General features: G+C 45.1%; 22 protein-coding genes. 9 read left to right on the forward strand and 13 right to left on the reverse strand.

Annotation, left to right across the window (positions count from 1 at the left end; genetic code table 11):
* Positions 1–36 precede the first annotated feature (36 nt).
* Complete coding sequence (locus tag K339_RS0113170) at positions 37–867, reverse strand: sugar phosphate isomerase/epimerase family protein (protein ID WP_028524005.1); 831 nt, start codon at positions 865–867, stop codon at positions 37–39.
* 187 nt (positions 868–1,054) lie between these two features.
* Here K339_RS0113170 and K339_RS0113180 point away from each other — a divergent pair, with 187 nt between their 5' ends.
* The 3 genes from K339_RS0113180 (at position 1,055) to K339_RS0113190 (ending at position 4,289) form a co-directional block, all read left to right on the forward strand.
* Entirely contained in the window at positions 1,055–2,965 is a 1,911-nt protein-coding gene (locus K339_RS0113180; RefSeq protein WP_028524006.1) for an AAA domain-containing protein, read from the forward strand.
* A gap of 83 nt (positions 2,966–3,048) precedes the next feature.
* Positions 3,049–3,924 carry an AraC family transcriptional regulator gene (locus K339_RS0113185; RefSeq protein ID WP_028524007.1) on the forward strand — a complete coding sequence of 292 codons (876 nt, stop codon included), beginning with the start codon at positions 3,049–3,051 and terminating at the stop codon, positions 3,922–3,924.
* Positions 3,925–3,935: 11 nt separating this feature from the next.
* Positions 3,936–4,289 (forward strand): YraN family protein, encoded by a 354-nt coding sequence (locus K339_RS0113190; RefSeq protein ID WP_028524008.1) that lies wholly within the window; start codon positions 3,936–3,938, stop codon positions 4,287–4,289.
* On the opposite strand, the gene K339_RS0113195 is transcribed toward K339_RS0113190, so the two are convergent.
* From K339_RS0113195 to K339_RS0113210, 4 genes are read right to left on the reverse strand one after another with little or no spacing between them, the layout of a single operon-like run.
* Entirely contained in the window at positions 4,283–4,705 is a 423-nt protein-coding gene (locus tag K339_RS0113195) for a barstar family protein (RefSeq protein ID WP_028524009.1), read from the reverse strand. The two genes, K339_RS0113190 and K339_RS0113195, sit on opposite strands and share 7 nt — an antisense overlap.
* Positions 4,706–4,707: 2 nt before the next feature.
* Positions 4,708–5,619, reverse strand: coding sequence for a hypothetical protein (locus K339_RS33595; protein WP_037300295.1), 912 nt, complete (start codon positions 5,617–5,619; stop codon positions 4,708–4,710).
* Between the two features lie 55 nt (positions 5,620–5,674).
* The gene (locus K339_RS0113205; protein WP_028524010.1) at positions 5,675–6,892 is read right to left on the reverse strand and encodes an NADP-dependent isocitrate dehydrogenase; all 1,218 of its coding nucleotides are present in this window, start codon (positions 6,890–6,892) and stop codon (positions 5,675–5,677) included.
* 56 nt (positions 6,893–6,948) lie between these two features.
* Positions 6,949–8,343, reverse strand: coding sequence for a hypothetical protein (locus K339_RS0113210; RefSeq protein WP_157607587.1), 1,395 nt, complete (start codon positions 8,341–8,343; stop codon positions 6,949–6,951).
* A gap of 109 nt (positions 8,344–8,452) precedes the next feature.
* Between K339_RS0113210 and K339_RS33600 the strand changes: the two genes are divergently transcribed.
* Entirely contained in the window at positions 8,453–8,662 is a 210-nt protein-coding gene (locus K339_RS33600; protein WP_037300299.1) for a hypothetical protein, read from the forward strand.
* A gap of 44 nt (positions 8,663–8,706) precedes the next feature.
* Positions 8,707–9,486 carry a TIGR00266 family protein gene (locus tag K339_RS0113220; protein ID WP_028524012.1) on the forward strand — a complete coding sequence of 260 codons (780 nt, stop codon included), beginning with the start codon at positions 8,707–8,709 and terminating at the stop codon, positions 9,484–9,486.
* A 52-nt stretch (positions 9,487–9,538) separates the two neighbouring features.
* Here K339_RS0113220 and K339_RS0113225 read toward each other — a convergent pair whose 3' ends face one another.
* Positions 9,539–11,716: a M28 family peptidase gene (locus tag K339_RS0113225; protein ID WP_028524013.1), complete on the reverse strand. Its 2,178-nt coding sequence runs from the start codon at positions 11,714–11,716 to the stop codon at positions 9,539–9,541.
* Between the two features lie 166 nt (positions 11,717–11,882).
* Between K339_RS0113225 and K339_RS0113230 the strand changes: the two genes are divergently transcribed.
* The 3 genes from K339_RS0113230 (at position 11,883) to K339_RS0113240 (ending at position 16,219) form a co-directional block, all read left to right on the forward strand.
* Positions 11,883–12,332, forward strand: coding sequence for a hypothetical protein (locus K339_RS0113230; RefSeq protein ID WP_028524014.1), 450 nt, complete (start codon positions 11,883–11,885; stop codon positions 12,330–12,332).
* A gap of 227 nt (positions 12,333–12,559) precedes the next feature.
* Positions 12,560–15,424 carry an outer membrane beta-barrel protein gene (locus tag K339_RS0113235; RefSeq protein ID WP_028524015.1) on the forward strand — a complete coding sequence of 955 codons (2,865 nt, stop codon included), beginning with the start codon at positions 12,560–12,562 and terminating at the stop codon, positions 15,422–15,424.
* Between the two features lie 42 nt (positions 15,425–15,466).
* A complete protein-coding gene (locus tag K339_RS0113240; RefSeq protein ID WP_028524016.1) occupies positions 15,467–16,219 on the forward strand; it encodes a GLPGLI family protein in 753 nt (250 codons plus the stop codon).
* Between the two features lie 286 nt (positions 16,220–16,505).
* Here the strand turns inward: K339_RS0113240 and K339_RS0113245 are convergent, their stop codons facing one another.
* The 6 genes from K339_RS0113245 to K339_RS0113270 all read right to left on the reverse strand — a co-directional run bounded on the left by K339_RS0113245 (position 16,506) and on the right by K339_RS0113270 (position 23,698).
* Positions 16,506–17,189 (reverse strand): OmpH/Skp family outer membrane protein, encoded by a 684-nt coding sequence (locus K339_RS0113245; protein ID WP_028524017.1) that lies wholly within the window; start codon positions 17,187–17,189, stop codon positions 16,506–16,508.
* 6 nt (positions 17,190–17,195) lie between these two features.
* Positions 17,196–17,822, reverse strand: a complete 627-nt coding sequence (locus tag K339_RS0113250) for an OmpH/Skp family outer membrane protein (RefSeq protein WP_028524018.1) — start codon at positions 17,820–17,822, stop codon at positions 17,196–17,198.
* Between the two features lie 68 nt (positions 17,823–17,890).
* Positions 17,891–20,533 (reverse strand): outer membrane protein assembly factor BamA, encoded by a 2,643-nt coding sequence (bamA, locus tag K339_RS0113255; RefSeq protein WP_051397993.1) that lies wholly within the window; start codon positions 20,531–20,533, stop codon positions 17,891–17,893.
* A gap of 47 nt (positions 20,534–20,580) precedes the next feature.
* Entirely contained in the window at positions 20,581–21,330 is a 750-nt protein-coding gene (uppS, locus tag K339_RS0113260; RefSeq protein WP_028524020.1) for an undecaprenyl pyrophosphate synthase, read from the reverse strand.
* A 67-nt stretch (positions 21,331–21,397) separates the two neighbouring features.
* Entirely contained in the window at positions 21,398–22,783 is a 1,386-nt protein-coding gene (locus K339_RS0113265; protein WP_028524021.1) for an MATE family efflux transporter, read from the reverse strand.
* Between the two features lie 6 nt (positions 22,784–22,789).
* Entirely contained in the window at positions 22,790–23,698 is a 909-nt protein-coding gene (locus K339_RS0113270) for a WD40 repeat domain-containing protein (RefSeq protein WP_028524022.1), read from the reverse strand.
* Between the two features lie 73 nt (positions 23,699–23,771).
* On the opposite strand from K339_RS0113270, the gene K339_RS33605 reads away from it, so the two are divergent.
* Positions 23,772–24,413: a 4'-phosphopantetheinyl transferase family protein gene (locus K339_RS33605; protein WP_051397994.1), complete on the forward strand. Its 642-nt coding sequence runs from the start codon at positions 23,772–23,774 to the stop codon at positions 24,411–24,413.
* 12 nt (positions 24,414–24,425) lie between these two features.
* Here the strand turns inward: K339_RS33605 and K339_RS0113280 are convergent, their stop codons facing one another.
* Positions 24,426–25,274 (reverse strand): transglutaminase-like domain-containing protein, encoded by an 849-nt coding sequence (locus tag K339_RS0113280; RefSeq protein WP_028524023.1) that lies wholly within the window; start codon positions 25,272–25,274, stop codon positions 24,426–24,428.
* Between the last annotated feature and the right edge of the window lie 28 nt (positions 25,275–25,302).

A 25,302-nucleotide genomic window follows, 5' to 3' on the forward strand; every position in this document is an offset into this window, starting at 1 on the left:
TTTTTTGGAATCAAATAAAGAGGTGAATATGAGTCGTTAAGCTAGAACAGAGTTTTTGATAAAGGACAAGCCGTCGCGCATGAGTTGTTCTTCCGAATCAAACATTTTACGCCAAATATTAGCGGCAGGGAGTTTCGGACTGAAAGCTTCGATGCTCAACCAACCATCGTAATTGATGTCTTTGATGGCTTGGAACGTGCCTTTCCAGTCCACGTTTCCTTTTCCTGGGGTACTGCGGTCGTTTTCTGAAAGTTGAATAAACGCAATGCGGTCGCCCATGCTGCGGATACAATCCCCAATGTTTTTCTCTTCGATGTTGGCATGGAAGGTATCAAACATGATTTTGCAGTTGGGGTGGTTGACGTCATCGACAAAGCGCGTAAGTTCGTCGCCGCAACTGGTGAGGTATAATTCAAAGCGATTGAGGTATTCTAATCCCAATAAAATACCCTGCTGTTGGGCGTAGTCGGCCAATTGGTAAATTCCTTCTACTCCCCATTTCCACTCATCGGCGGTGGCAGGTTGTCCCGTAAAAACGCCCAAAGCTGAGTGGTAGGGCCCCATAAGCTTGGTCGCTCCAAGCACAGCCCCACAGTCAACAACCCGCTTGAGGTTTTCGAGCGCGTAGGCACGAATGGCAGGGTCGGAGCTGATGAGATTTTCGGCGGGGCCGCAGAAAGTGTCGCATTCACGGTGCAGACCCAATTCGTCCAATTTTTTACGCCACTGATGCCAAGCGTCAGGGTTGGTATTGAAAATGGGTACTTCTACCCCTTCAAACCCGATTTCCCGAATCAGTTCTAAAGTCGGGAAGAGGCTCTCGTCGATTTGAGTGCCCCAAAGCAACAAATTCATACTGTATTTCATAATGCAATTTTATGGAGAAATAGTGCTAAAAACCTATTGTTTGTTTGCAGGTTTTGACTGTATTTTGATTGAAAAGTTTTATTTTGAATAAATTTTGGTTAAAAAAATGTTATTACAAACAACATTAAGCAAAATGTAAGCTGTTTCTAAAAGGCAAGGTTTTGGAGAATATAGCCTACTTTTGTGTATGAATTATTTCAAAAATTTACAGGAATTACTGAAAGTAGAGCGTGAAGAGGATTTACGCCAATACCAACGATTGACCGAACAAGCTTCGGTGGCCGAGCGCCGCGCCAACGGCCTTACGTGGTATCCCGTGGCGATACGTGGTTCGGAAATGAGTAGAGGCGATTATTTGTCGGTCGAACTCGAACGCACGACGCACCAAGATATTCCACACCAATTTCGTTTTGGGATTCCAGCGGTTTTCTTTGGCAACCACGACCCTAAAAACGACCGTGTAGAAGGCACGATTGCGCACCAAAGCGGAAATCGACTACGAATTACCCTCCGCACCGACGAACTGCCCGACTGGACCCGCGACGGAAAGCTGGGCGTGGAAGTGCTTTTTGATGATAATAGTTACGAAGAAATGCAATCGGCGCTCAAGCAAGCAATGGCCGTAGCAGAAGGGGCAGCCACTCCCACCAGAGAACTTGTACAGGTTTTAGCGGGAAATAAAACCCCGACATTTAAAGAAAATGAGCCCGAAATAGCACTTCCACGCCTCAACGAATCGCAGCAACGCGCCGTACACACTATTCTGAAAGCCAACGAATTAGCGATTGTCCACGGGCCGCCAGGTACGGGAAAAACGACTACGTTGGTGCAAGCAATCAAAGCGTTGGTTCGCCGTGATAATCAGAAAATATTGGTGGTAGCTCCCAGCAATACGGCGGTGGATTTGTTGAGTGAAAAGCTTCATTTAGAGGGTGTTAATGTGTTGCGCGTTGGAAACCCTGCCCGCGTTACCGAACGCCTCATGTCGTTGACATTAGATGGAAAAATGTCGGAGCACCCCCAACTAAAAGAAGTGAAGCGCCTCAAAAAGCAAGCGCAGGAGTTTAAAAACATGGCGCACAAATACAAGCGGAGTTTTGGTAAGTCGGAACGTGATCAACGTAAGTTACTCTTTGAAGAAGCCCACAAAATCATGAAAGAAGTGGGGAATATAGAGCAATACATCATTGATGATTTGATGACCAAAACGCAAGTCGTGACGGCTACGTTGGTAGGTTCTAATCATTATACGGTACGGTCGGGGCGGTATCAGACGGTGGTGATTGATGAAGCGGGGCAAGCCCTTGAACCTGCCTGCTGGATTCCGTTGTTGAAAGCTGAAAAAGTGGTGTTGGCAGGTGACCATTGTCAGCTTCCTCCTACCATTAAATCGGAATCGGCGGCAAAAAGTGGTTTAAGTAAGACATTGCTCGAAAAATGCGTAGAGCTGCATCCGCAAGCTGTGACGTTGCTCGAAGAACAATACCGCATGAACGAGCAAATTATGGGTTATTCGTCGCAAGTGTTTTATAAAAATCTGTTAAAAGCCCACGCATCGGTGGCCAAACGGCGCCTTTTTGCGGAAGATAACCCCTTGCTTTTTATTGATACCGCTGGTTGTGGTTTCGACGAAAAGATAGAAGGCACGAGCGCGACTAACCCCGAAGAAGCGGGTCTTTTGCTCAAGCACCTCAGCCAGTTTATGGCCGAGTGGGCTTCCAAAACCAAAACACCCAACGAAGTACCAAGTGTGGCCATTATTTCGCCTTACAAACAACAAATCCAAGTTCTCAGCGGCCAACTGACGCAGGTTGCTGATTTGCAATCTTTTTTGCCTGCTATTGCCGTAAATACCGTGGATAGTTTTCAAGGGCAAGAACGGGATATTGTCTATATCAGCATGACCAGAAGTAATGCCGAAGGAGTAATCGGTTTCTTGGCCGACATTCGACGCATGAACGTAGCAATGACCCGAGCTCGCAAAAAATTGGTCATTGTGGGGGATAGCGCTACCTTGGCGCAGTTTCCGTTTTATGCCGATTTTATCGCTTATGCCGAGTCGATAGACGCCTATCAAAGTGCTTGGGAATGGATGTAGTAAGAGGCTTTTAACTGTATTTTGACTGAGATAGGAACATATTTCTTCTATTTTTGTTAAATAATAGCTAACCCACACGCAAGATGAGAATACCCTTACGTAAAGAGCTGAGTGCGCCTACGTCTTCGTTTATGGCGCTTGAGCTGGTCGAAGCTCATTTTGATCCTAATTGGCATTTTCACCCACACTACCAGATTTTTACCGTAGTAGAAGGGTCAGGGACACGGTTTATTGGGGACGATATTCGACATTTTGAAGCAGGAGATACGGTTTTTTTGGGACCCAATGTTCCGCACCTTTGGCGTAGCGACCGAGCGTATTTTGAAGGAAACTCAGGGCTGAAAACACACGGTGTTGTGGTGTATTTTACGGAAGATTTTTTGGGAGAATCGTTTTTTCAAAAACCAGAAATGCACTTGCTCCGACAATTATTACAAAAGAGTTATCGAGGACTTGATATTGTAGGAGGTGCGCGTGAATACGTACGAAAAAGTTTGGAGGGGCTTTCTAAAACCGATGGTTTTGAGGCAATTCTCCAGCTTTTGACCATGCTGAATTACTTGTCGCATTCTACCGAAACTACCTACATCACGAGCGTGGGGTACGTCAATACCCACAAAGTTTCGGAAACGGAGCGAATGCAGAAGGTGCACGAATACGTGATGAAACACTTCAAAGAAGAACTCCGCCTCAATGAAGTAGCAGCACTCACCAACATGACCGAAGCGGCTTTTTGTCGGTACTTTAAAAGCCGTACCAATAAGACCTTTTCTGACTTTGTGAGCGAGATTCGGGTGGGCTATGCGTGCAAGTTGTTGATAGAAGAAAAATTTTCAGTGACCCAAATCTGTTACGAAAGCGGCTTTAACACCGTCTCAAACTTCAACAGACAATTTAAAAACCTCACTGGAAAATCGCCCTTGCAGTACCAAAAAGAGTACACACGCGCGGGCGGCTAACGCACACGCTCATGGCAGAACATTTGGATACTGGAAAACAAGGCGAAGACAAAGCCGCTGAATTTTTGGCCGACAAAGGCTACGAAATCATTGTCAGAAACCACCGCTACCGCCACGCGGAAATCGACATTATCGCCAAAAAGAACAAAATTTTGGTGTTTGTAGAAGTTAAAACCCGTACCAATCTCAGCTACGGAATGCCCGAAGAGTTTGTGGACGCCACCAAGCGCCGACTCATTATGAAGGCCGCCGAAAACTACATTTTTGACCGCGATTGGCACGGCGACATTCGCTTTGATGTTGTTTCGGTCATTATTAATTCAGGTACTGTTCAGATTCACCACATCGAAGACGCGTTTTATTGAGCCACGTAAGCGATGCCTTCTTCGTCGAGCAATGAAGCAATGCGTTCGTTGGTTTGAAAAACGATTTTGACGTTTTTAGGCTCCATGTCATCGTCCACCCATTTCCAGTCTTCGGCGGTGGCATCGAGCATATTGAGGAGTTCAAATATTTTCTTGGGTTTTTCTTGCGCTAAAAAGCCGTCTGAGTTTTTGACAAAAATGGCTACGTCCGAAGCCGAAATCCATTCCAAATCGTTCAAAAATTCGTCGAGCGATTCCAAATCATGTTCAAAATCTTCAGGAAAGCCAAGGCCCTTTTCGATGGCTTGGTAAAAAGCAGCGAGGGTTGGGATTTTTGCCCCGTCAATAATAGCTACGCGATAGGCTGAAAAAGCACTGCCCAAAGTGGGTGTGGATAGAAGAATAAAATTGGCCATGATTAAGATTGTTTGGCTTTAGTTCGTCCTTTTTGAAGGAGTTCAATGCGTTTGTTACGATAGGTTTGGTCGGCAATATCCCGCAAAATATTGAGTGAATCCGCCGTGTTTCTCGACGATACCCCGCCATAAATCACCCCGTCAATCGACCGCAGGGCTTCGGCCAATTGTTCGTCGGGCAGGTTGTCCATAATCTCCTTGGTGGTGTAAGTCACGTAAGGTTTACGTTCGAGCCGTTGCAAGTAAATTTTCCAAAGTACCACCACTTTTTCGGCATTTTCGATGCCTTTGGGGCCGTTGATGTCGCGGGTGAGGCGGGTAAAGCTTCGCTTAAATTCCCGATTTCTCAAAAACATTTGATACAACTCCCATTGGCGGGTCAAGGCTTCGCCAAAGAGCAAATAAACGCCCGTTCCAATCAAACTAATGAGTAATCCTATGAGCACCAAATACGGGTAGTTGGTTTGGCTTTTTAACGATACAACCAATGTATCAGCCTGTAAGTGAAGCGAATCGGGGATATTTCCTTTGATGAGTTCACGCAATTTAATAGCGTCCACATCAGAATAAATGGCTGTACAATCGCGGCCTTCTTTTACCCAAACTGGCACCGAAAGCGATTGGTTTTCGGCGAGTTCAAACGAAAGAAGCGTATAGACGGCGCTGTCCAAGCTTCCTTTGGCGTTGGTTTCGGTCGGGAAATAGTCGAGCTTGATGACCTCAAAGGGGCGGAAAGCAGTGCTGGTATCGGGAAAAAAAACCTCAACCCGAGGCGAATGTCGAAAACTTAGTGCGTACTTAAAAGGCTTTCCTACCTCAATGCTATCGGTCAAAAAGTGGCCGTTGGGGCGTTGTTGAGGATAAACGGTAGAAAGCGAGCAAAAGAAGGAAAGAAGTAAAACTAGGCGACGCACTGGTAGAAAAAGAAATTCCCCTCTCCCAGTACTGAGAGAGGGGAAGAAGAACAATTTATTTTGCTATTTTAGCCTGTAAGTTGGCGTCAATAGCATCCAAAAACTCTTCAGTGTAGAGGTAGTGCTCTCCGTGGCTTACTTTGTTACCATAGATACACACTGCCAAATCTTTTGTCATTTTTCCGCTTTCAACCGTTTCGATACATACGGCTTCGAGTGCGTTACAGAAATCAACGAGTGGTTGGTTGCCGTCCAATTTACCACGGAAAGCCAAGCCACGCGTCCATGCAAAGATAGAAGCGATTGGGTTGGTTGAAGTACGGTTTCCTTTTTGGTGCTCGCGGTAGTGGCGAGTTACTGTTCCGTGGGCAGCTTCAGCTTCCATTACTTGACCATCTGGTGTCAAAAGAACTGAAGTCATCAAGCCCAATGAACCGAAACCTTGTGCTACTGTATCCGATTGAACGTCGCCGTCGTAGTTTTTACATGCCCACACGAAGTTACCGTTCCATTTCAAAGCTGACGCCACCATGTCGTCGATAAGGCGGTGCTCATAATGAACGCCTTTGTCTTTGAATTCGGTTTCGTAGATTTCTTGGAAAATATCTTTGAAACGGCCGTCGTATTTCTTCAAAATGGTGTTTTTTGTAGAAAGATACACAGGCCATCCTTTTTGCAAACCTACTTGGAGACAAGCACGGGCAAAGCCACGGATTGACTCGTCGGTGTTGTACATGGCCATGGCTACGCCATCGCTCTTGAAGTTGTAAACTTCGTGTTCGATAACCGTTCCGTCTTCGCCTTCAAACTTGATAGTCAATTTTCCTTTGCCTTTGGTAACAAAGTCAGTAGCGCGGTATTGGTCACCAAACGCGTGACGTCCAACGATGATTGGCGCATCCCAGTTGGTTACTAAACGAGGTACATTTTGGCAAACGATTGGCTCACGGAATACAGTACCATCCAAGATGTTACGGATAGTTCCGTTAGGTGATTTCCACATTTGCTTCAATCCAAACTCTTCTACGCGTTGCTCGTCAGGAGTGATAGTAGCACATTTGATACCAACACCGTATTGACGAATGGCATTTGCGGCGTCAACCGTTACTTGGTCATTTGTTTCGTCACGGTATTCGATGCCAAGGTCGTAGTATTTAATATCAACGTCTAAGTATGGCAGGATAAGTTTATCTTTGATAAAACGCCAGATGATTCGGGTCATTTCATCGCCGTCAAGTTCGACGACAGGGTTAGCCACTTTTATTTTTTCCATGTGCGCAACTTAAAATTGGGGGATGATGAGTTAAACAAAGATGCAAATATAACCAACTATGTTGAGTAACCCTTACGCATTTGCCACCAATTTATGGTGATTATCAATAATGCAGGAGCGGCGTTGAACAAAACAAACTGCGACAGCACCGTCAGACTAAGCAGCAAAGTGGCTGCAAAAAGCGTAGAAAGGTAAAAATAAGCCGCCGCAAGGGGAGGATTAGTGAAACGATACTTTTGAAAAAGGCGGTCGAGCCAGCGATAAATAATTCCAATTAGAAAATGTCCGATGGCTACCAGTAGCATCCCACCGTTGAGGTACAGCTCGCCTGCCACGGGAATCACTTTGTCTTGGGCCTGAAGGTTGTTTATCAGTGAATTGTATAAAAAAGGGCCACTTTCTTCGCGAAATGCTTTGCCCAGTACGGGAACGGGTTCGAGCAAAGAAGCTACAAGCGTAAAAGGCGGATTTTCGACCGATAACAGGGGAGATAGCTGATAAGGGCTGCCAAGGTAAAGCTGAGAGGCGTATTCGAGGTAGTTGTTGTCGGCGTCGGTGTAATGGTCAAATAACAGCGCGACTTGTTCGGTGTCGAGCGACGGTTGCACCCGTAAATGTCCGTAAAACAGTACCAAAAAGATAAGACCAATGCCCAAAACCTTAAATATCCATTTGCGTTTGGGCTGAAAATAAACCAGAATAACGCCCAGAAAGGCAAGAATAGGAAAGGCCATATTGGCCCGATTGCTACTAAAGATGAGGGTAAAAGCCAGCAACAAAAAAACGAGGTGTTCAAACCATTTTAAACGCCGTGACTGGCGAACGTTGTAGCTGTACCAAAGCAATACAATTCCCCAAAAACCAAATCGCTGACCAATATTAGCCAGTACACCAATAAAATTTCCTTTGAGGTTTTCGATGGCTTCGTGGGTGGTGTAGGTAAACAATGCCCCCGTCCAGTAGCTAGAAAACGAACCATAAAATAAGACGATAGAAGTAAAGCCAATGGCAAGGTAAAGCCAACCATAACGCGCTGGATGAGGAAAAGAATGCCATAAGGCTTGGGAAGGCAAAAGTGGACTATGGTGCCAGCCTAAAGCAAAAAATATGAAAGAAGTCAGGATAATGCTGCATTCGAGCGCGATGGATGAAACAGTTTCGCTGAACGAAATGTGGTTGCCTACCCACAGAATTTCAGCGGGAATGATGACCAATTTGCACAGCCAAATAAAAAGAACGCCATTTTTTGGGGTCATTAATGGGGCATCATCATCGAGGCTGGGAAATGTTACAAGCGTACATTTCCAACCCAAAATCAACAAGAAAAGAAGAGCAGAGGTGCAAGGATTAAAGATAGGGTTGTGTAAACACGCAATACCTATCAGAACTATCACAAACAGTGCCCACCAGCCTGCTGCGAGTAACGGACGACGCACAAATAGCATAAGCAAACCATTGAGCCTGCGTTTTTGACCATAAATCGGAAAAAAGTCACCGTTTAGTCAAAGCCTATTGCGAATAGGATAATCGGTTTCTAACTTCGTGAAAAATTCAACCACAATGAGCAAGAAAAAAGCAACCCCGCCCGAAGGAACCGAGAAACCTCGGGTTCATAAAGACCTCGATGGCTTCGACATTCGTATCAATTCATTTGGGGAAATTACGTCAACAATTGACATTGATAAAATCAATCAGTTTTTGAATAAACACGTGGATGATAAAAAATTACGTCACCGCGACGACCTCAATGAAGGGGGAGAAGATGAGTAATTGGCGACACAAACATTCCAAATAACCTTAACAAACAGAAAACCATGTATTCTCACGAAATTGACTACAAAATCATTGGCGAAGACATCCAAATCGTCGAAATTGAGTTAGACCCTAACGAAACAGTGATTGCAGAAGCAGGCTCAATGCTTTTTATGGAAGACGGCATTCAGTTTGAAACCAAGATGGGCGACGGTACAAATCCCAACCAAAGCATTATGGGTAAAATCTTCCAAGCAGGTTCTCGCTTACTTACTGGGGAGTCGTTGTTTATGACGCACTTTACCAACCGTGGTTATGGCAAGCGGAAAGTGGCTTTTGCAGCACCCTACCCTGGAACTGTCATGCCTATCGACTTGAGAAATACCTACGGCAATACGTTGATTGTTCAAAAAGATGGCTTCTTGTGTGCTGCCATGGGTACAAAATTGAGCATTCACTTCAACCAGCGTTTGGGAAGTGGTTTGTTTGGGGGAGAAGGTTTTATTCTTCAAAAATTACAAGGAGATGGCTTGGCGTTTGTTCATGCTGGGGGAGTGGTGATTGAGCGCCAACTCAACAACGAAACCCTTCGCGTGGATACGGGCTGTGTCGTGGCATTTGAGCCTTCGGTGAATTTCAGCGTACAGCGCGCAGGTAGCCTCAAATCAATGGTGTTTGGGGGAGAAGGTATTTTCTTGGCAACCCTTCAAGGAACGGGCAAATGCTGGATTCAGTCGATGCCAATCTCAAAATTAGTCGATCGTCTTTCTATCTATGGCCCGCAATCGCGTAAAGAAAGTGGTTCGGTTTTGGGAGGATTGGGCAATTTGTTTGAAGATTAATATTCTTAGGGGTATAAAAATGTGGAGGTTGCTCACAACCTCCACACATCTTCTAATTTTTTCCTCCACCCAAAGAGCCACTTGCACCGCCTAATTGTTGGTTGATGGCCACAATTTTGGTGTTAAGCGTATCAATTGCTTTCGCGTGGCGGGCTTCCAAATCAGGCAAATTTGCCGTTGACTTCAACGATGCTTCGTACTGGAAAGCGGGCAACATCCAAGACGCATACCCACTGTATGGGTCAGACGACGCATACAACGAACGGTACCATGAACCGTATGCCATGCCTTTGGGGTCGATAAAGGCTTTTTCCAAATCCCGTAATTCTTTGTTGATAGCTACAACTTTGGCTTTGTCGATTTGGTCGGCGGCCAAAAGCGTTTTGATGCGGCTTTCGTAGTTTTGAGCGTTTTGCTTGAGCGTTTCCACTTGCGCCAACAACTTATCTATTGAATAAGTGGGAGCGTAAGCTTTGATGGCTTTTTCGGCGGTTTTGAGGTGCGTCGCCAAGTCGGTGGCATAACGTGAAACGTCGTAAGGCAAAATGTCGGCATTGGCCAAACGCAACGACATCGTTCCTACTACTTGTTCTACCATTGGCCCCATTTTATAGGTAGAGTCCACAAATTTGTTGTAGAAAAATAAGTCATCGTATTGAGAATGGTACAAAGTTGGCCCGCCTACGCCCGCGCTCAACGACGGGATACCTGCGTGCATATAAAACGCAATGTGGTCGGACCCGCCGCCTAGGTTGCCAATGCTTGGCTCGCTATCGGCCAATACAGGTGCCGAACCACCCACGTTGGCGGTGCTACCACGGCGTCCGCCTTTTTGGGCCATCCAATGTTCGTAAACCGTTTTGTTAGAATCGGGGTATTCTACGGCCTGAGAAGCCTCAATAAGTAGTTTTTTGAGCGAAGGAGAAGCACTTCCACCGAAAATTTTGCCCGATACCGCCGCGTCGTAGTTCATGTATGCCACTGCTTTGGCGCTCAATTCGTCGCGCATTTGCTCTACCCATTCTGCCGAGCCAATGACGCCGTGTTCTTCGGCATCCCAGTGACAAATCTTAATGGTACGTTTTGGCTTTTGGGGCATTTTACCCAACGACTCGGCCAGGGTCAAAAGCATGGCAGTACCGCTGTTGGGGTCGGTGGAGCCAAAAGACCAAGCATCGTAGTGACAACCCGCAATAATCCACTCGTCGGGAAACTCGCTACCTGTGAGCGTACCCACTACTTCATAAATTCTGACAAACTCTTTGTCTTGTTTTACCTTGAGTCGCACTTTGAGTTCTGGGCCACCTTCTAAGCGATACGCCAGCGGCAAACCACCCTGCCAGCCCGCAGGGACACCTTTGCCCGTCATTCTTTTGAGAATTTCAACGGCCGAGCCCCAAGGCAATGGCGTCACGGGGATTTTATGGAAAGCGGCGTCTTTGGGGTCAAGGCGTTTTACTTTCTTAGGCCCATCGAGTGGGAGGGCGGGTTCAAAAGGAGTAAGTGGGTCGCCTGTATAATCGACGGTCAATAACGACCCCCGTTGGATGGTGTTGTCGTTCGATTGTGAACCTTCAGGAAACGTAATGCCTTTGGTGTAGCCATTATCGGCTGGATCGGTATAAATAATGACGCCCGCTGCCCCCGCTGCTTCGGCGTGCTTGGCTTTGTAGCCACGGAAGTTGCCACCGTAACGTGCTAGTACAATCTTTCCTTTGACCGAAATGCCCATGGCTTTCAGCTGTTCAAAATCTTCTTTGCGGCCATAGTTGGCATACACAACCTCGGTTGTTACGTCGCCAGAGCCAGAATACGAGTTCCAGCCAGGCGTCAGGCGAGGATCACTCGAATACTTGTCTTCCTTTACAATATACTCGCGATTGTTGAGCGGAAGGCGTACGGGTTCTACCACTTCAACGAGGCTTTCACCTGGGCTTTTTGATAAATAAATATCGTGCGGAAAAATTTCCACTTGTAAGCCAGCCTTGCGCATGATGTCGGCGATGTAGTCGCGTACTTTTTCATTTTCAGGCGTACCTGCTAAGTGTGGTACACTTGTCAGTTTTTGTAAGTGGGTTTTAAAACGTTCTGCCGACTGCTTGGTGCGGTACTCCTGTTCGATTTTTTCTTGTTTCGACTGGTTAGAAGCCGAAAAACCCGAGATGTTTTTTTGCGCAAAGGAGAGTGTGGAGGCACAGAGTAGCCCGCCAATGAGGAAAGTTTTTCGCATGGAAATGTTTGGTTGATGATGGTAAAAAAAGCCCGTAGCAAGTTACTAAAATCTTTTAAAAATGCTGTTAACAATCATTAACCAAGGCATTATAAACCTTTGCCCTTTTTAGCGTTCTAAGAGTAAAATAACGAAAAATAACCGTTCACATAAACCAATAAAAGCCATGAAAAAGTTAGTGTTTGCCGCAGCCATGATTTTAGTTTCTATCGGTGCCAATGCACAATGGGGAAACAACAACAACCGCGACCGTCGTTATGACGACCGCTACGACAATCGCCGCGATGACCGTGGATATGACAATCGGGGAGGAAGAGGAAATATGGGCGACCGTATTGATGATTTTCAACGCGAAGCCCGCCGCCGAATTGCGGATGGAATTGCCCAAGGCTCTATCTCGTCACGCGAAGCGAAAGGATTGTTAAGAGATGTAGAACGTATCGAACGTAAAGAGCAAATTTTCTGGCGCGACCGCGTGCTTGACCCACGCGAGCGCCGCGAACTTCAAGAAGACTTATACGCACTTAATCGTGAGATTACCCACGAAAAGCGAGACAATGAACGCTCAACCTACGACGACTACGGTCGGAACGGGCAGCGTAACAGAGGATGGTGATTACATAACAGCGGGTCGAAATTTCGACCCGCTGTTTTTTTTTGCCTTAGGTGTAACCTTTTCGATAACCCCAAGTACACTTCCACGGAGGCTTCTTTACTAGATTTAACAAACTTTAATATAAAATTTTCTTTGTATTGTTAGGTAATAAACTAACCGAATAGTACGTTTGTAGTGTAATAGCCATTTTCTAACCATTTTAAAACACTTTTATAACCTAAACAGCCATGAAGAAACTTCTCCTCGGGGCACTTATGTGCCTTAGTGCGTTGTTTGCGTGCGCCCAAGCTCCCACACGTTTCCAAATCCAAGGTATCACTGCTGATACATCCTCAGGACCACTAGGTTCGGCAACAGTCATGTTGTTGCAGCGAAAAGACTCGTCTTTGGTCAATTTTACACGCTCTAATGATAAAGGTGTGTTTGTGCTTCGTAACGTCAAAAAAGGCGATTATTTGCTCAAAATTTCATTCGTAGGGTATATCCCTTTTCAAAAAGACATTGTGTTTGGTGACAAAGAGCTCATTGACCTTGGTACTTTAGAAATGAAAGCAATTACCAAAGAATTGTTTGAAGTAGTAGTCAAAACCGCCCGTGCGCCACTCAGTATCAAAGGGGATACGATTGAGTACAACGCCGCTTCGTTTAAAGTCCCGCCTGGGTCAACGGTAGAAGACTTACTTCGAAAGCTACCAGGGGTTCAGATTGACCAAGACGGAAACATCGTAGCCCAAGGCCAGCAAGTACGGAAAGTAACCGTCGATGGCAAGCGTTTCTTCGGAGATGACCCTAAAATGGCTACCAAGAACCTTCCTGCGGAAGCGATTACAAAAGTTCAGATTTTTAACGATAAATCAGAACAAGCAAAAGTGACGGGCGTTGACGACGGTAAAAAAGAAAAAACGGTTAACCTTGAATTAAAAGATGGATTCAAAAAAGGTGGCTTTGGAAAGGTTACCGCTGGCTTAGGTGCCGACGGAAACAATTCGAGAGGTGCGCGGGGGGAAATCAAAGGAAACTACAATAAGTTTGACGATAAAAACCAGTTTTCGCTTATTGGTCTCACCAACAACACGAACCAAACGGGGATGTCTTGGGACGACTACCAAGATTTTAGAGGAAGTGGTTCGTTTAATAGCTGGAACGACAACGGCGACTTTGGCTTTGGTGGCGGCGGTGGACGCTTCTTTATGATTGGTGGGGAGGACGACGGCGGACTCAATATCCCCGTTGGTGGAGGTAGAGGACAGGGTTATTCCAACAACGTTGCCGCTGGTATTAACTACAATTACAACGGCAAAAAAACCAAAGTAAATTCGAGTTACTATTATAATTCTACGCGTCAAGTATTGGACGCGCTTCGTAGTCGTGAAAATTTCTTGACCAACGGTTCGTTCAAGTCACAAGAAGAAAGTAGTCAAATCAACTTCATCGGAAACCACCGTTTGTCTTTCCGTTATGAACAAATGATTGACTCAACCAACACGATTATTTTTACCAATAACAGCCGCCTCAATGGCGGAAACACCAGCCTCAATAGCCTTCAGCAGTATTTTCAAGCAGGTAACTTTAAGTCGAACGAAACGACCATTAAAAACGCTACGGACGTTGACAAAATGGAAACTTCCAATACTCTTATTTACCGCTGGAAGGCCAAGAGTAAAAAAGGGCGTAACTTTGCAGCCAGTGGTTCGTACGGGTACGTTCAAAATGATGGAATTGCAGACCAAAATTCATTGAATTTGTTTTATTCCGCCACCTCCGCCAATGATGTAATTCGTAGAGCACTTGATTTGACCAACAATACCAATAGTCAAGTAAATGAGCTAAAATCAAGTTTGTTGTTTGTGGAACCAGTGTCGAAACGGGTATTTTGGGAAACATTCTTAAACCTAAGCCGCCGTGGAAATTTTGTTGACCGTGACGCCTTTGATTTGGCCCAAGAAAGTGGACGAAGAATCCCCGTTGACACTTTGAGTAGTTACTTTAAAAATGACATTACATACGCGCGTATCGGGTCATCTTTGCGTTATACCTACAAAGGATTTAACATTTCGGGAGGACTAGCCGTACAGCGCTTTGGATTGGATGGTAAATTTGCATTGGGGCAAAATCCAAGCTCTTTCATCAACGTCAATCGCACGTTTGTGGCATGGTTGCCCAACGCTTCTCTTAACTATGACCTCAAAAACAACCGTTATCTCTGGTCGGGATACGATGTGAGTGTCAATCAGCCAAACGTACGTGACTTGCAACCCGTCATTGACAACAGCAACCCATTGTATATCCGTCAAGGAAATCCAGATTTGCTTCCTTCGGTGAATCACAGCCTTAATTTTGGCTACAACATGTTTAACCCTGCAAGCTTTACAAATTTGGGTTTAAACTTGTTTTATTCATACAATGTCAATCAAATTATTTACAATCAGCAAGTTGACCCAAGAACGTTGGTGACAGTTACTACCCCTACCAATATTTCAGGTGGACAGAGTGTGGGTGCTTGGATGAACTTTGGTTTCCCGTTGAAGAAAACAAAAAGTAATCTTAGTGTAAATGCGAACCCTAATTTTAGCCGTAACTTGACTTATATCAACGGAGTACTTAACCAAACCAACAACGACAGCTATCGTTTTGGAATGCGTTTGGACTTAACGCCTAGCGACAACTTTACGTTTTTTGCCAATGCCAACTGGGGCGTTACCAACTCTCGTTTCTCGGTAAATACGTCGCAAAACATGAAAATCATCAACCATACTTACGGTGGTACGATGAACATTAAGTTGCCAAAAGATTTCTTCATTAACTCGAACCTTGATTACCGTATTTATGTCAACAACCGTTTCAACCTTGACCAACGTTTGCCGATTATGAATGCGTCGATTTACAAGATTTTGGGTAAAGCCAAAAAGGCGGAGATTCGTTTGTCGGTGTATGACGTGTTTAACAAAAACTTGGGTATTAGCCAGTTTGCCAACCAAAACTTTGTTTCGCAAGAAAAAGTACAGACCTTGGCGCGCTACGGAATGCTTACCTTTACCTACAACATGCGCGGGATGAATACCACCCTCAAACGCCGTGGAGGTTTCTTTTAATCAATCGTTAATCCAACCAAACAAGATAATCGCTATAAAGACATGAAAAATAGATTGAACTTTTTAGTAGTGGGTCTGTTGTGGATAGCCAACAGTGTGTATGCCCAATCGACCGAAGGGATGGTCACGTACGAACACAAGAGCTACTGGACAAAAATCAATGCCCGACTGACGTTCTTGAGCAAAGAGGAAAAAGACCGTATGAAACTTACGTGGGGAAATGAAGACGGGTATGGCGTAAAAATGAAGTTGTATTTTGACGAAAAGCAAAGTCTTTATACGTATTTCAGTGACCAAGGCCAAAGCGAAGATGGGCAATGGTCGTGGCGGCAAGATGATTACCTGGTTCACCGTAATTTTGATGCCAACAAGCTCATTGAACACCACGAAATGTTGGGCAAAACTTACTTGATGGAAGATTCGCTGGTAACGTACAATTGGCGGGTGCAAAACCAAATCAAGGATGTGGCGGGCTATATTTGTATGAAAGCGGAGACGTTTGACCCCGTTAAAAATCAAAAGATTACGGCTTGGTTTGCGCAGGATATTCCAGTAGCGGCGGGACCTGAGCGTTATTTTGGTTTACCAGGCTTGATTTTGGAACTAGATATTAACGACGGAGACGTAGTGGTTTCGGCCCAGAAAGTGGAGCTTAAAAACGTGCAAAAAGAGCTTGCTTTACCCAAAATGAAAGGAAAGAAAATCAAAGTAGCTGACTACAATCAAATGATTCAAAAGCACATTGCCGAAAGCATGAAAGCGCAACGTAATCCATTTTGGTCGATGAGGTATTGAGTGAGGTTTTACTGCTAAAAAGAAAATAAAAAACGAATCGAAAAGCGGGAGAGTATTCTCTCGCTTTTTGATTTTAGAGGAGTTTCCCTAGTTATTAGCCGAAAAGACTTTCCAAGTTTATCAATTGATAGGGCATTAAAATATAAAGCCGTTATTCATTGCTCCAGAGGAGCTACATCTTATAGAAATCAAATCTATGCTGAGGTATTCACCTCTTAGAAAGTCTTTTAAACACAAAAAGGGAACCGCACGATGCGGTTCCCTTTTTGTGTCAGACAGAAATGTCTTAGTTTTTCTTTACTGGATTGGCAGGAGTTTGAGTCGCTGGCTTGGTTGCAGGCTGCGTAGCAGGGGTAGTTGCGCCACCTGTTTTTTGCTGCAATTGCTGAACAGCTGCTTCTGCTGCGGCTTTTTGTTGTTTTTCAACTTCCGCAGGGTCAACACCCAATTTTTTCAAAATCAAGTTGCTAACGTTTAATTCTTCAGAACCTGCAAACAAGATGATAGGAGTTGTGTTAGCCCCTGCATCCATGTTGAAGATATACGTGTAGCCGTTTTCTTTACCAACAGCGTCGATAGCTCCTTGGATTTTCACCATCACAGGCTGAAGCAATTGTTGTTGCTTTTTCTGTAATGACTCTTGAGAATTGCGTTGGAAATCTTGGAAGTCCGTTTGAAGGCGGTTCAATTCTTTTTCTTTATCTGCACGAATGATTTCAGACCACTTGGCAGCGTTTTGTTGATAAGCCTTGTATTTGTCTTCGAACTCTTTCGATTTCTCTTGCATAGCTTTTTCAATTTGCTGTTGCTGAATCGTAAGCTCGTTCTCAATTTTCTTATAGTCAGGTAACAACGTCATCACGTAGTCCACGTTGGTCCAACCGATTTTGTTCGTAGCCTGTTGTGCTTTGCTTTCAAAACTCACTAAAGCAATAATCGCAAGGAAGGCTACAGTCAATGTACGTTTCATTTTTATCTACTGTTTTGGTTTGGTTACTTTATTAGCTGGGGTATTTGTTGCTGGGGTATTTGTTGTTGGCGTATTAACGCTATTAGTTGCTGGTTTAGTATTTTTTTCTTTTTCTTCGGTACCTAAACCAAGCTCTTCGATAACATAATCGGTATAGTCATGTACTGGATTGGAATAGATAATGACAAAATCGCTTGATTTGTCAAGTAGTATATCCAACCTCCGCTGACGACATACGCGTTCTACTGCTTTATAAACCTGATCGGTGATGGGTTTGATGATTTCTTTTTTCTTTTGAAACAACATCCCTTCAAATCCAAAAATTTTGTTGTTATAATCTTTGGCTTCGCGCTCTTTATCAGCGATTTCCTGCTGACGTTTGCGTTTCATTTCGTCGGTCAAAAGTACTTCTTCTGCCTGATAAAGCCGCTGTAGGCGGTCTATTTCGGTATATTTATCTTGAATTTCTTTTGCCCAACGTTCCGAAAACTTATCAAGCTCAGTTTGTGCTTTTTGGTATTCAGGCATTTTGCTAGTCACATACTCCATATCCATATATCCCCATTTTTGGGCTGATAATGAGTAGGTTACCAAGACGAATTGCAAAATTAGTAAAAGCCCACGGGTTTTCATTGTAGATGCTTGGATTTTGTTGGTGGAGTAGGCTATAATTTACCTACTCCATTCAGTCTATGTCTTTTCTAGCGAATTTGTTGTCCAATCGTGAAGTGGAATTGAGGGCCACTGCGATTCGTTTGTCCTGGTAGTGGGTCAAATCCATACGCCCAGTCAATACCAATCAAACCGAAGGCTGGCATGAAAATACGCGCCCCAACCCCCGCCGAACGTTTCAAATCAAACGGGTTGTAGTCTTTGTATTTCTTTTGAGGTTGATCGGTTCCCCAGTTATTTCCAGCCTCCGCAAACACCAAACCAAAGATGGTCGCCGATGGGTTAAGCGAAAGTGGGTAACGTAATTCCATCACGTACTTGCTATAGGCAACCCCTCCAAGACTACTTACACTGCTTGTAGCGGTGCTGGTACTTTGTGAGGCATCAACTGTACTAAGTCGGTTGTAGATAGGTACAAGCGAGCGGTCGGTGTATCCTCTCAAACCGATGATGTCTTGGGCCAAAGCAAACATACCATAACCCGCTAATCCCGAGCCTCCGAGTACAAAGCGTTCAAATGGACTGATGGATAAGTTTTGGTTGTATCTACCCAAGAAACCAAGGTGGGCGCGGGTACTCAATACCAGCTTGCCTGCTATGGTTTGGTACCATGTCGCATCAAACATCCACTTGTGGTATTCTACCCATTTGTACTGTGCTTCTTTGGTCGAGAAAGACGTGTTTCCTGTGATGGCAGAATAAGGCGGAGTAAAAGTGCCACTCAACGAGAACGACGAACCTCCACGTGGGAACTGAGGGTTATCAATCGTATTGCGCGACAATGTTAAGTTCAAGGTTACGTTGTTTGAAACCCCGTTTGGATAGCCAATACCAAACAAGTCAAGGCTGTCCATTCTGTAACGCTGATATGAAAGTGCTGAACTTAATACAAAGTAACGGTCGGGTATTTTAAGGCGCTTGCCAAGTGATATGGTAACCCCTGTGTTTTTATAAGAGCCCAAAAACTTCAAACCACTTGTTGAACGAGTATAAAGGTTAGAATAGTCAACCGTACGATACACCGTGTGGCTCAAGTTGATACCGAAGTTAACAGGTTTTTTACCACCCAACCACGGTTCTGAGAAACTAAGGGTATATGTCTGAAACTGACGACCACTTGCTTGGAAACGTATAGAAAGCTTTTGTCCATCGCCCGATGGAAGTGGTTTCCATGCTTTGAGGTTTGTGATGTTTTTGGTAGAGAAGTTGTTGAATACAAGCCCCAAAGTACCCACAAAACCGATGTATCCACCCCAACCACCAGAAAGCTCAATTTGGTCACTTGGCTTTTCTTCTACGGTATATTCAATGTCCACCGTTCCATCTTCTGGGTGGGGAACAGGGTTGATGCCAATTTTTTCAGCATCAAAATACCCTAACTGCGACAACTGACGTTGGGTGTTGATGATTTCTGTTTTGCTAAATTTCTGGCCTGGCAATGTAAACAATTCACGCAGCACCACGTGGTCGCTGGTCTTGGTGTTACCATTCAAAATAATCTTGTTGATGGTCGCTTGTTTCCCTTCAAAAATGCGCATCTCAAGGTCGATAGAATCCCCTTCAACGGCTTTTTCGATGGCGCGGCAGTTGTAGTACAAATAACCATCATCCATGTACAGCGAGCTCACGTCTTGGCCTGGGTTGGCTTCAAGGCGTTTCTGAATTTCTTCAGGGTTATAAACATCGCCTTTTTTAAGGCCAAATACCTTGCTGAGTTGTTCGGTCGTACGAAGGTAGTTGCCTTGCCAAGTAATATCACGAATGTAGTAGCGAGGGCCTTCTTCAATGTTCAACACCACGTCAATGGTTTTTTCCCCTGGGTTGTGAATAATGGAATCAGAGATAATGGTCGCATCACGGAACCCATTTTTGTTATAGAGTTCGATGATTTTCTCTTTGTCTTCTTCGTATTTCTTAGGAATGAATTTTGAAGGCGTAAAAAGGCGGCCAAAACGCATTTGTTTTGTTCCCTTCAGTTTATTGCGGAGTTTTCCTTCCAATATCTCTTGACGACCATTAAACACAATTTGACGAATCTTCACTTTTGCGCCTTTGGTGACGAGAATTTTGAGGGTTGCATTTCCGCGAGTAGAATCCGAAATCTGGGTGATTCTGACCTTCACGTTCATGAAGCCTTTGTCGATAAAATAGCGTTTTACGGCCAATTGGGTGTTTTTAATCATCGTGTTAGAGATGATACGCCCTTTGGGAAGCTTGATTTTATCATTAAGAGACTCTTTTTCTCCCTTCCGAATGCCGTCAAATTCGACTTTGAAAAGACGCGATTGCTCCTTAATGCGAATCTCTAACCAGATTTGTTCGCCTTCGATTTTACGAGCTAAGATTTCGACATCTTCCAAAATCTTTTGATCCATCAATTTTTTAATCGCTCCATTGATGGCATCGCCAGGAACTTTGATTTTGTCGCCTACTCTCAATCCCGACATTGAAATCATGGAGTTAGGGTCCAAAAATTGGTTGCCAGTTACAATAATTTCGGCAACGACATAGTCTTTAGGTTCCGCATAGTTGATAGCTTCGTCTTTCGGGGCAGACGTAGTCGCAGGGGTGTTTCGCCCTAGGCCCAGCTGCTGCGCATGAAGGCACACGGTCGTCATGACGAAAACACCAAAAAAGCTAACGAGACGGATAAGTTGGTTGAATTTTTTCATAGATACACTGTTCTTTCCCATTTTCTAATAACGGCAAAAGAAGGGGTTTATTTCGCTTCGGTCACAATCTGTTCACTGGTTTTACCAAAACGTCTTTCTCGTTGTTGAAACGACAAAATGGCCTCATGTAAATGCTCTCGGCGGAAGTCTGGCCAAAAGACCTCGTCGTAGAAGTAAAGCTCGGCATAGGCCAACTGCCACAACAAGAAATTACTGATGCGGTGGTCGCCTCCTGTGCGTAGCATCAGGTCAACATCGGGGCGGGGATAGGTCGAGAGCGTTTGGTTAAATAAGTCTTCGGTAATGTCTTCTGACTTCAACGAACCGTCTCTCACTTGTTGCGCTAAACGTTGGGTGGCTTGGATAATATCCCATTTGCCACTATATCCTAAGGCCAAAATCAGATTAAGACCTTTGTTATGCTTCGTTTTTTCTATGGCTTGCGATAGCTCTTTTTGGCAAGATTTAGGCAAACTAGCGGTGTCGCCAATGGTGTCAAGCCTGACATCGTTTTTTTGCAATGTTGGCAATTCATCAGCAATTGTATGTACCAATAGTTCCATCAACGCCCTTACTTCGGCTTCAGGTCGCCCCCAGTTTTCGGTCGAAAACGCATACAATGTCAGGTACTTAACGCCCAGTTCGGCGCAGCCTTCGGTAGCTTCGCGGACTGCTTTAATAGCGTTTCTGTGCCCAAACACCCGCATGGCGCCGCGCTGCTTGGCCCAGCGGCCGTTGCCATCCATCACGATGGCTATATGTTGAGGAAGTCTAGTACGGTCTATCTGTTCTTTCATTCGCACTTAAAAATGGCCTGCAAAGTTAGAGGAAATTATCAGGTAATCAAAAGGATAAACCTTGAGGCTATACCTTCTTGGTTTTCCACTTTCCGCGCCTAAAAAGGAGAATCCCTACCACAGCAAGCATTGACTCGCTGAATGCGACGGAAATATATACGCCGTTGGGGCCTAAATCGAGGTATTTTGCTAAGAAATAAGCAAGGGGTATTTCGATAGCCCAAAAGCAAACCAAGTTCATGAGCGTAGGGGTTAGGGTATCGCCTGCGCCGTTGAATGACTGGCTGATAACCATCCCATAAGCAAAAAATAAATACCCAAAACAAATGATCCGTAGGCAGTTGACGCCCGTGGCTACTGTGGTGGGGTCGTCGTTGAACCAGCTAATAATGTTTGCCGAAAAGACAAAAAATATGACAGCAACAACGGCCAAAAACACAAAGTTGAAGAAGGCTGCTCGCCAAACCGAGGTTTCGGCGCGTTCGGGTTTGTTTGCGCCAAGGTTTTGCCCTACCAAAGTGGCGGCGGCATTGGCCATGCCCCACGAAGGTAAAATGGTAAACACAATAACGCGAATGGCGATGGTATAACCTGCCACAATCTGAGGGCCGAAGTCTGACAAAATACGCGTCAGAAACACCCAACTGGCAGAAGCAATAAGAAATTGTCCCGTACCGCCCGCCGAAACACTGATAAGGTTACGAATAATGGTAAAATCGGCTTTGAGTTGCGATGAAAGTACTTTGATAACCCCATTGCCCTTGGTTAAAGCATATAACTGGTAAAGCACCCCAAGACTGCGACCTATGGTGGTGGCCATGGCCGAACCCGCTACTCCAAATGCAGGAACAGGCCCCCAACCAAAGATAAAAAGTGGGCAAAGCAGCATATTGACGCCGTTGGCAATCCAGAGCGAGCGCATGGCCACGGCAGCATCGCCGCCACCCCGTAAAACCCCACTGAGGGTGTACAATAAAATAATAGCGGGGCTACTGGCAAAAATAATTCGGGTGAAGTTAGCGCCTGAGGCTATGAGGTTTTCGCTGCCGCCCATGGCGCGTAGGATGGTTTCTGCCCCAAAAAAGCCACCAAGCCCAATCACGATGCCTAATACCACGGATACTAAAATAACCTGCGCTGCGGCATGGCCTGCTTCGGCGTGCTGTTTTTCTCCGATGCGCCGCGACACGATGGCGGTCGCAGCTGTACTAAGGCCAATGGCCACGGAGTAAACAAGCGTTAAAACAGATTCGGTAAGTCCTACCGTCGCAACGGCGTCGGTGTTGACTTTAGATACAAAGAAAATATCAACAACCGCAAAAAGAGATTCCATGACCATTTCTAAAATCATGGGTACTGATAGTAGAAAAATGGCGCGATTGATACTGCCCGAAGTATATTCGTGCTCTTCCCCTTTGAGAGCTTGTAAAAATAAATCAAAAAATTTACGCATGGCTGTTTAGTTGGTCTTTATGTCCCAGACCGAAATTCGACGGTCGTCGCTGGCTGAAATGAGTTGATTGTTAAAAGAAGTCCAAAGAAGTTTATTGATGGAAGTACCGTGGCCTGCATGACGGGCGCGGTCAATCACTTTGAGGAGTCGAAAGGTGGTTGCGTCCCAAATCTTAATTGATTTATCCATGCTACACGAGGCAAACAGCCGTTGGTCGGGGCTGTAAGTGAGGTGATTGATGGCGAAAAGGTGAGCAACAATGTCTTGATGAAGTACGTAGCCATTGGTTACATCCCAGATTTTCAAGTGCGCGTCGCGGCTTCCCGATAACAAATAGCGACCGTCGGGTGAGAAACTAACCGAAAAAACAGAATTAGTATGGGCTTCCCAAGTGTGCCGCAAGTCTAGCTCGTCGATACCAAACACGCGGATGCAGTTATCGCTATAACCAATGGCTACTTCGCGGGTGAGGGCATTGATGGCGATACACCGAGCCGATTGTTGACTGGCTTTTATATGTTTACGAACGGCAAATGCCTGACGGTCCATGACAATAACAACGCCGTCTGAAAGGGCCAAAAACGCTTGGTTTTCAAAAAAAATAATGTCAAAAATAGCGGCTGTGGTCAGTTGTGCCGAAGCGACAACCCGTTTTTCGAGCGGGTCAATGACCTGAATCCCTTCGTAGTTTTGTCCTACCCACAGTTGATTTTGGTTTGTGTCAAATGCCAAAGCATAGACAGACGCAGGCACTTGGGCCACCACATCTCCCCAGTCGGGACGGGTTAGGTCCCACTTGACAACGAGTCCATCGCCACCTGCCGAATAAAAATGCTTGTCTTCTGCCGAAGGTTGAACAGCATATACGCAGTCGCGGTGTCCAGAAAATGTGTCTATTTTATGTACTTTAAGCATAATTTATTGTTCAAACGCATAAAATTCCAAACGCGCGTATTTTTGTGCAAAGTTACACCAAAAGATTGCATCTATGCCTATCGTTCGCCAGTGGACTGTTTTTGATGAATGTTTGCTCCTGATTTGGGAGATTTTTGAGCCTATCGAAGAATTGCAAGAAGGACTTGCGGCCACTGCCGAAGAATGGGCTGAGTACGAGACCATCTCGCATCCCCAAAAACGATTGGAATGGCTCACAGGCAGGCGGGCAATGCAGTCGATTGTCGAAGCCAGTGGGCGTATTTATACAGGAATGCGGAAAGACAATTTTGGAAAACCGTTTTTGAACAATGCCGTAGCAGAAATTTCGCTTACCCACACGGCGCGGTTTGTGGTGGTGGCCTTGCACCCCTTGGTATCGATTGGCGTGGACTTAGAACGAGTAGCGCCTAAGCTCGCCCGCGTGGCGCCCAAATTCCTTTCGGATTCAGAAACGACCCATGCGGGCGAGCAACTAGAGCGCCTTTGTACGTACTGGTGTGCCAAAGAAGCATTGTATAAATTGCACGGTACTCGAAATTTGAGTTTTAAAGAGGAAATTTTAATTCACTCTTTTACCGACGAAAACGACTTTTTTACGGGCGAAACTTTCCCCATTCATACCCCACTGCCACGCCAACAATACCGCCTATACCGTTTTCGGGTGGACGATTTTTTGGGGGTGTTGGCGGTGTAATAGGCCGTTCCTTTATTCATCAATCGGTTCCTGCAATACTGCCGACATTCGCTCAATTTCTTTTACTTTATCGCTATCGCCCGTTTTTTCAAATGCAAGCGTGAGGTTCCTAAGAACCCGACGCAGGATGTCGAGGTTAGAACAAGGCTGATAAAACGAATCGTTGGTCTTGATATTGAGCTGTGCAATGTAATGGTCGATGTCGGAGCGCATAAACACCAAGCCTTTGTTAAAGACATTGATGTAAAACTGCACTGCGTCCTTTTTGTAAGTAAGCACAAAAAGGTTGGGTAAATTAACCCCATAAACGGGCATGTTGAGGCGTTGGGCCACAATCATGTAAATACAACACAGGGTAATGGGATTTCCCTTGCGGGACTCTAGCACGACGTTGATCATCGAGTTACTTGCTGCGTGGAAATTTTTGGTGTTTGAACCAAATTTTAGCTTTGAAAAAAAGACGTGATTCAAGGCGCGTATTTGGTCGATCGGGTGCATGTCTTCTTTAAATTCAAGCCATGTTTCGTAGTAAAACTGTTCGAAGTCGCTTCGGAGGCTTTCCAGCGACAAATCAGGATATTGGTAAGTAGCAATAATCCAGAGTCCTTCCAGTAAGTCGATAGCTCCACCATGGTGCCAATCGGACAGGCGTTCTACCAAGACTTCATACTGAAGATCGTGTACTAATTCTTCGATGCGGCGCTGAATTTTTGGATTAAAGCCCGCGCCTTCCCACTCATTCTCTAAATAGGGAATGATAATCTCTCTTTGCTGTCTAATTTCTTTTTCAACCAACTGCAACACCTCTTTGTCGTCGTCGTCGAGAAGCGAAACCAGCGCTTTGATTTCTTGTTCTGTCATGGAGCAATGTCAGTGAAGTTTGCGTTAA

Origin of the sequence: Runella limosa DSM 17973, from assembly GCF_000482465.1 — a bacterium.
Lineage (GTDB): Bacteria > Bacteroidota > Bacteroidia > Cytophagales > Spirosomataceae > Runella > Runella limosa.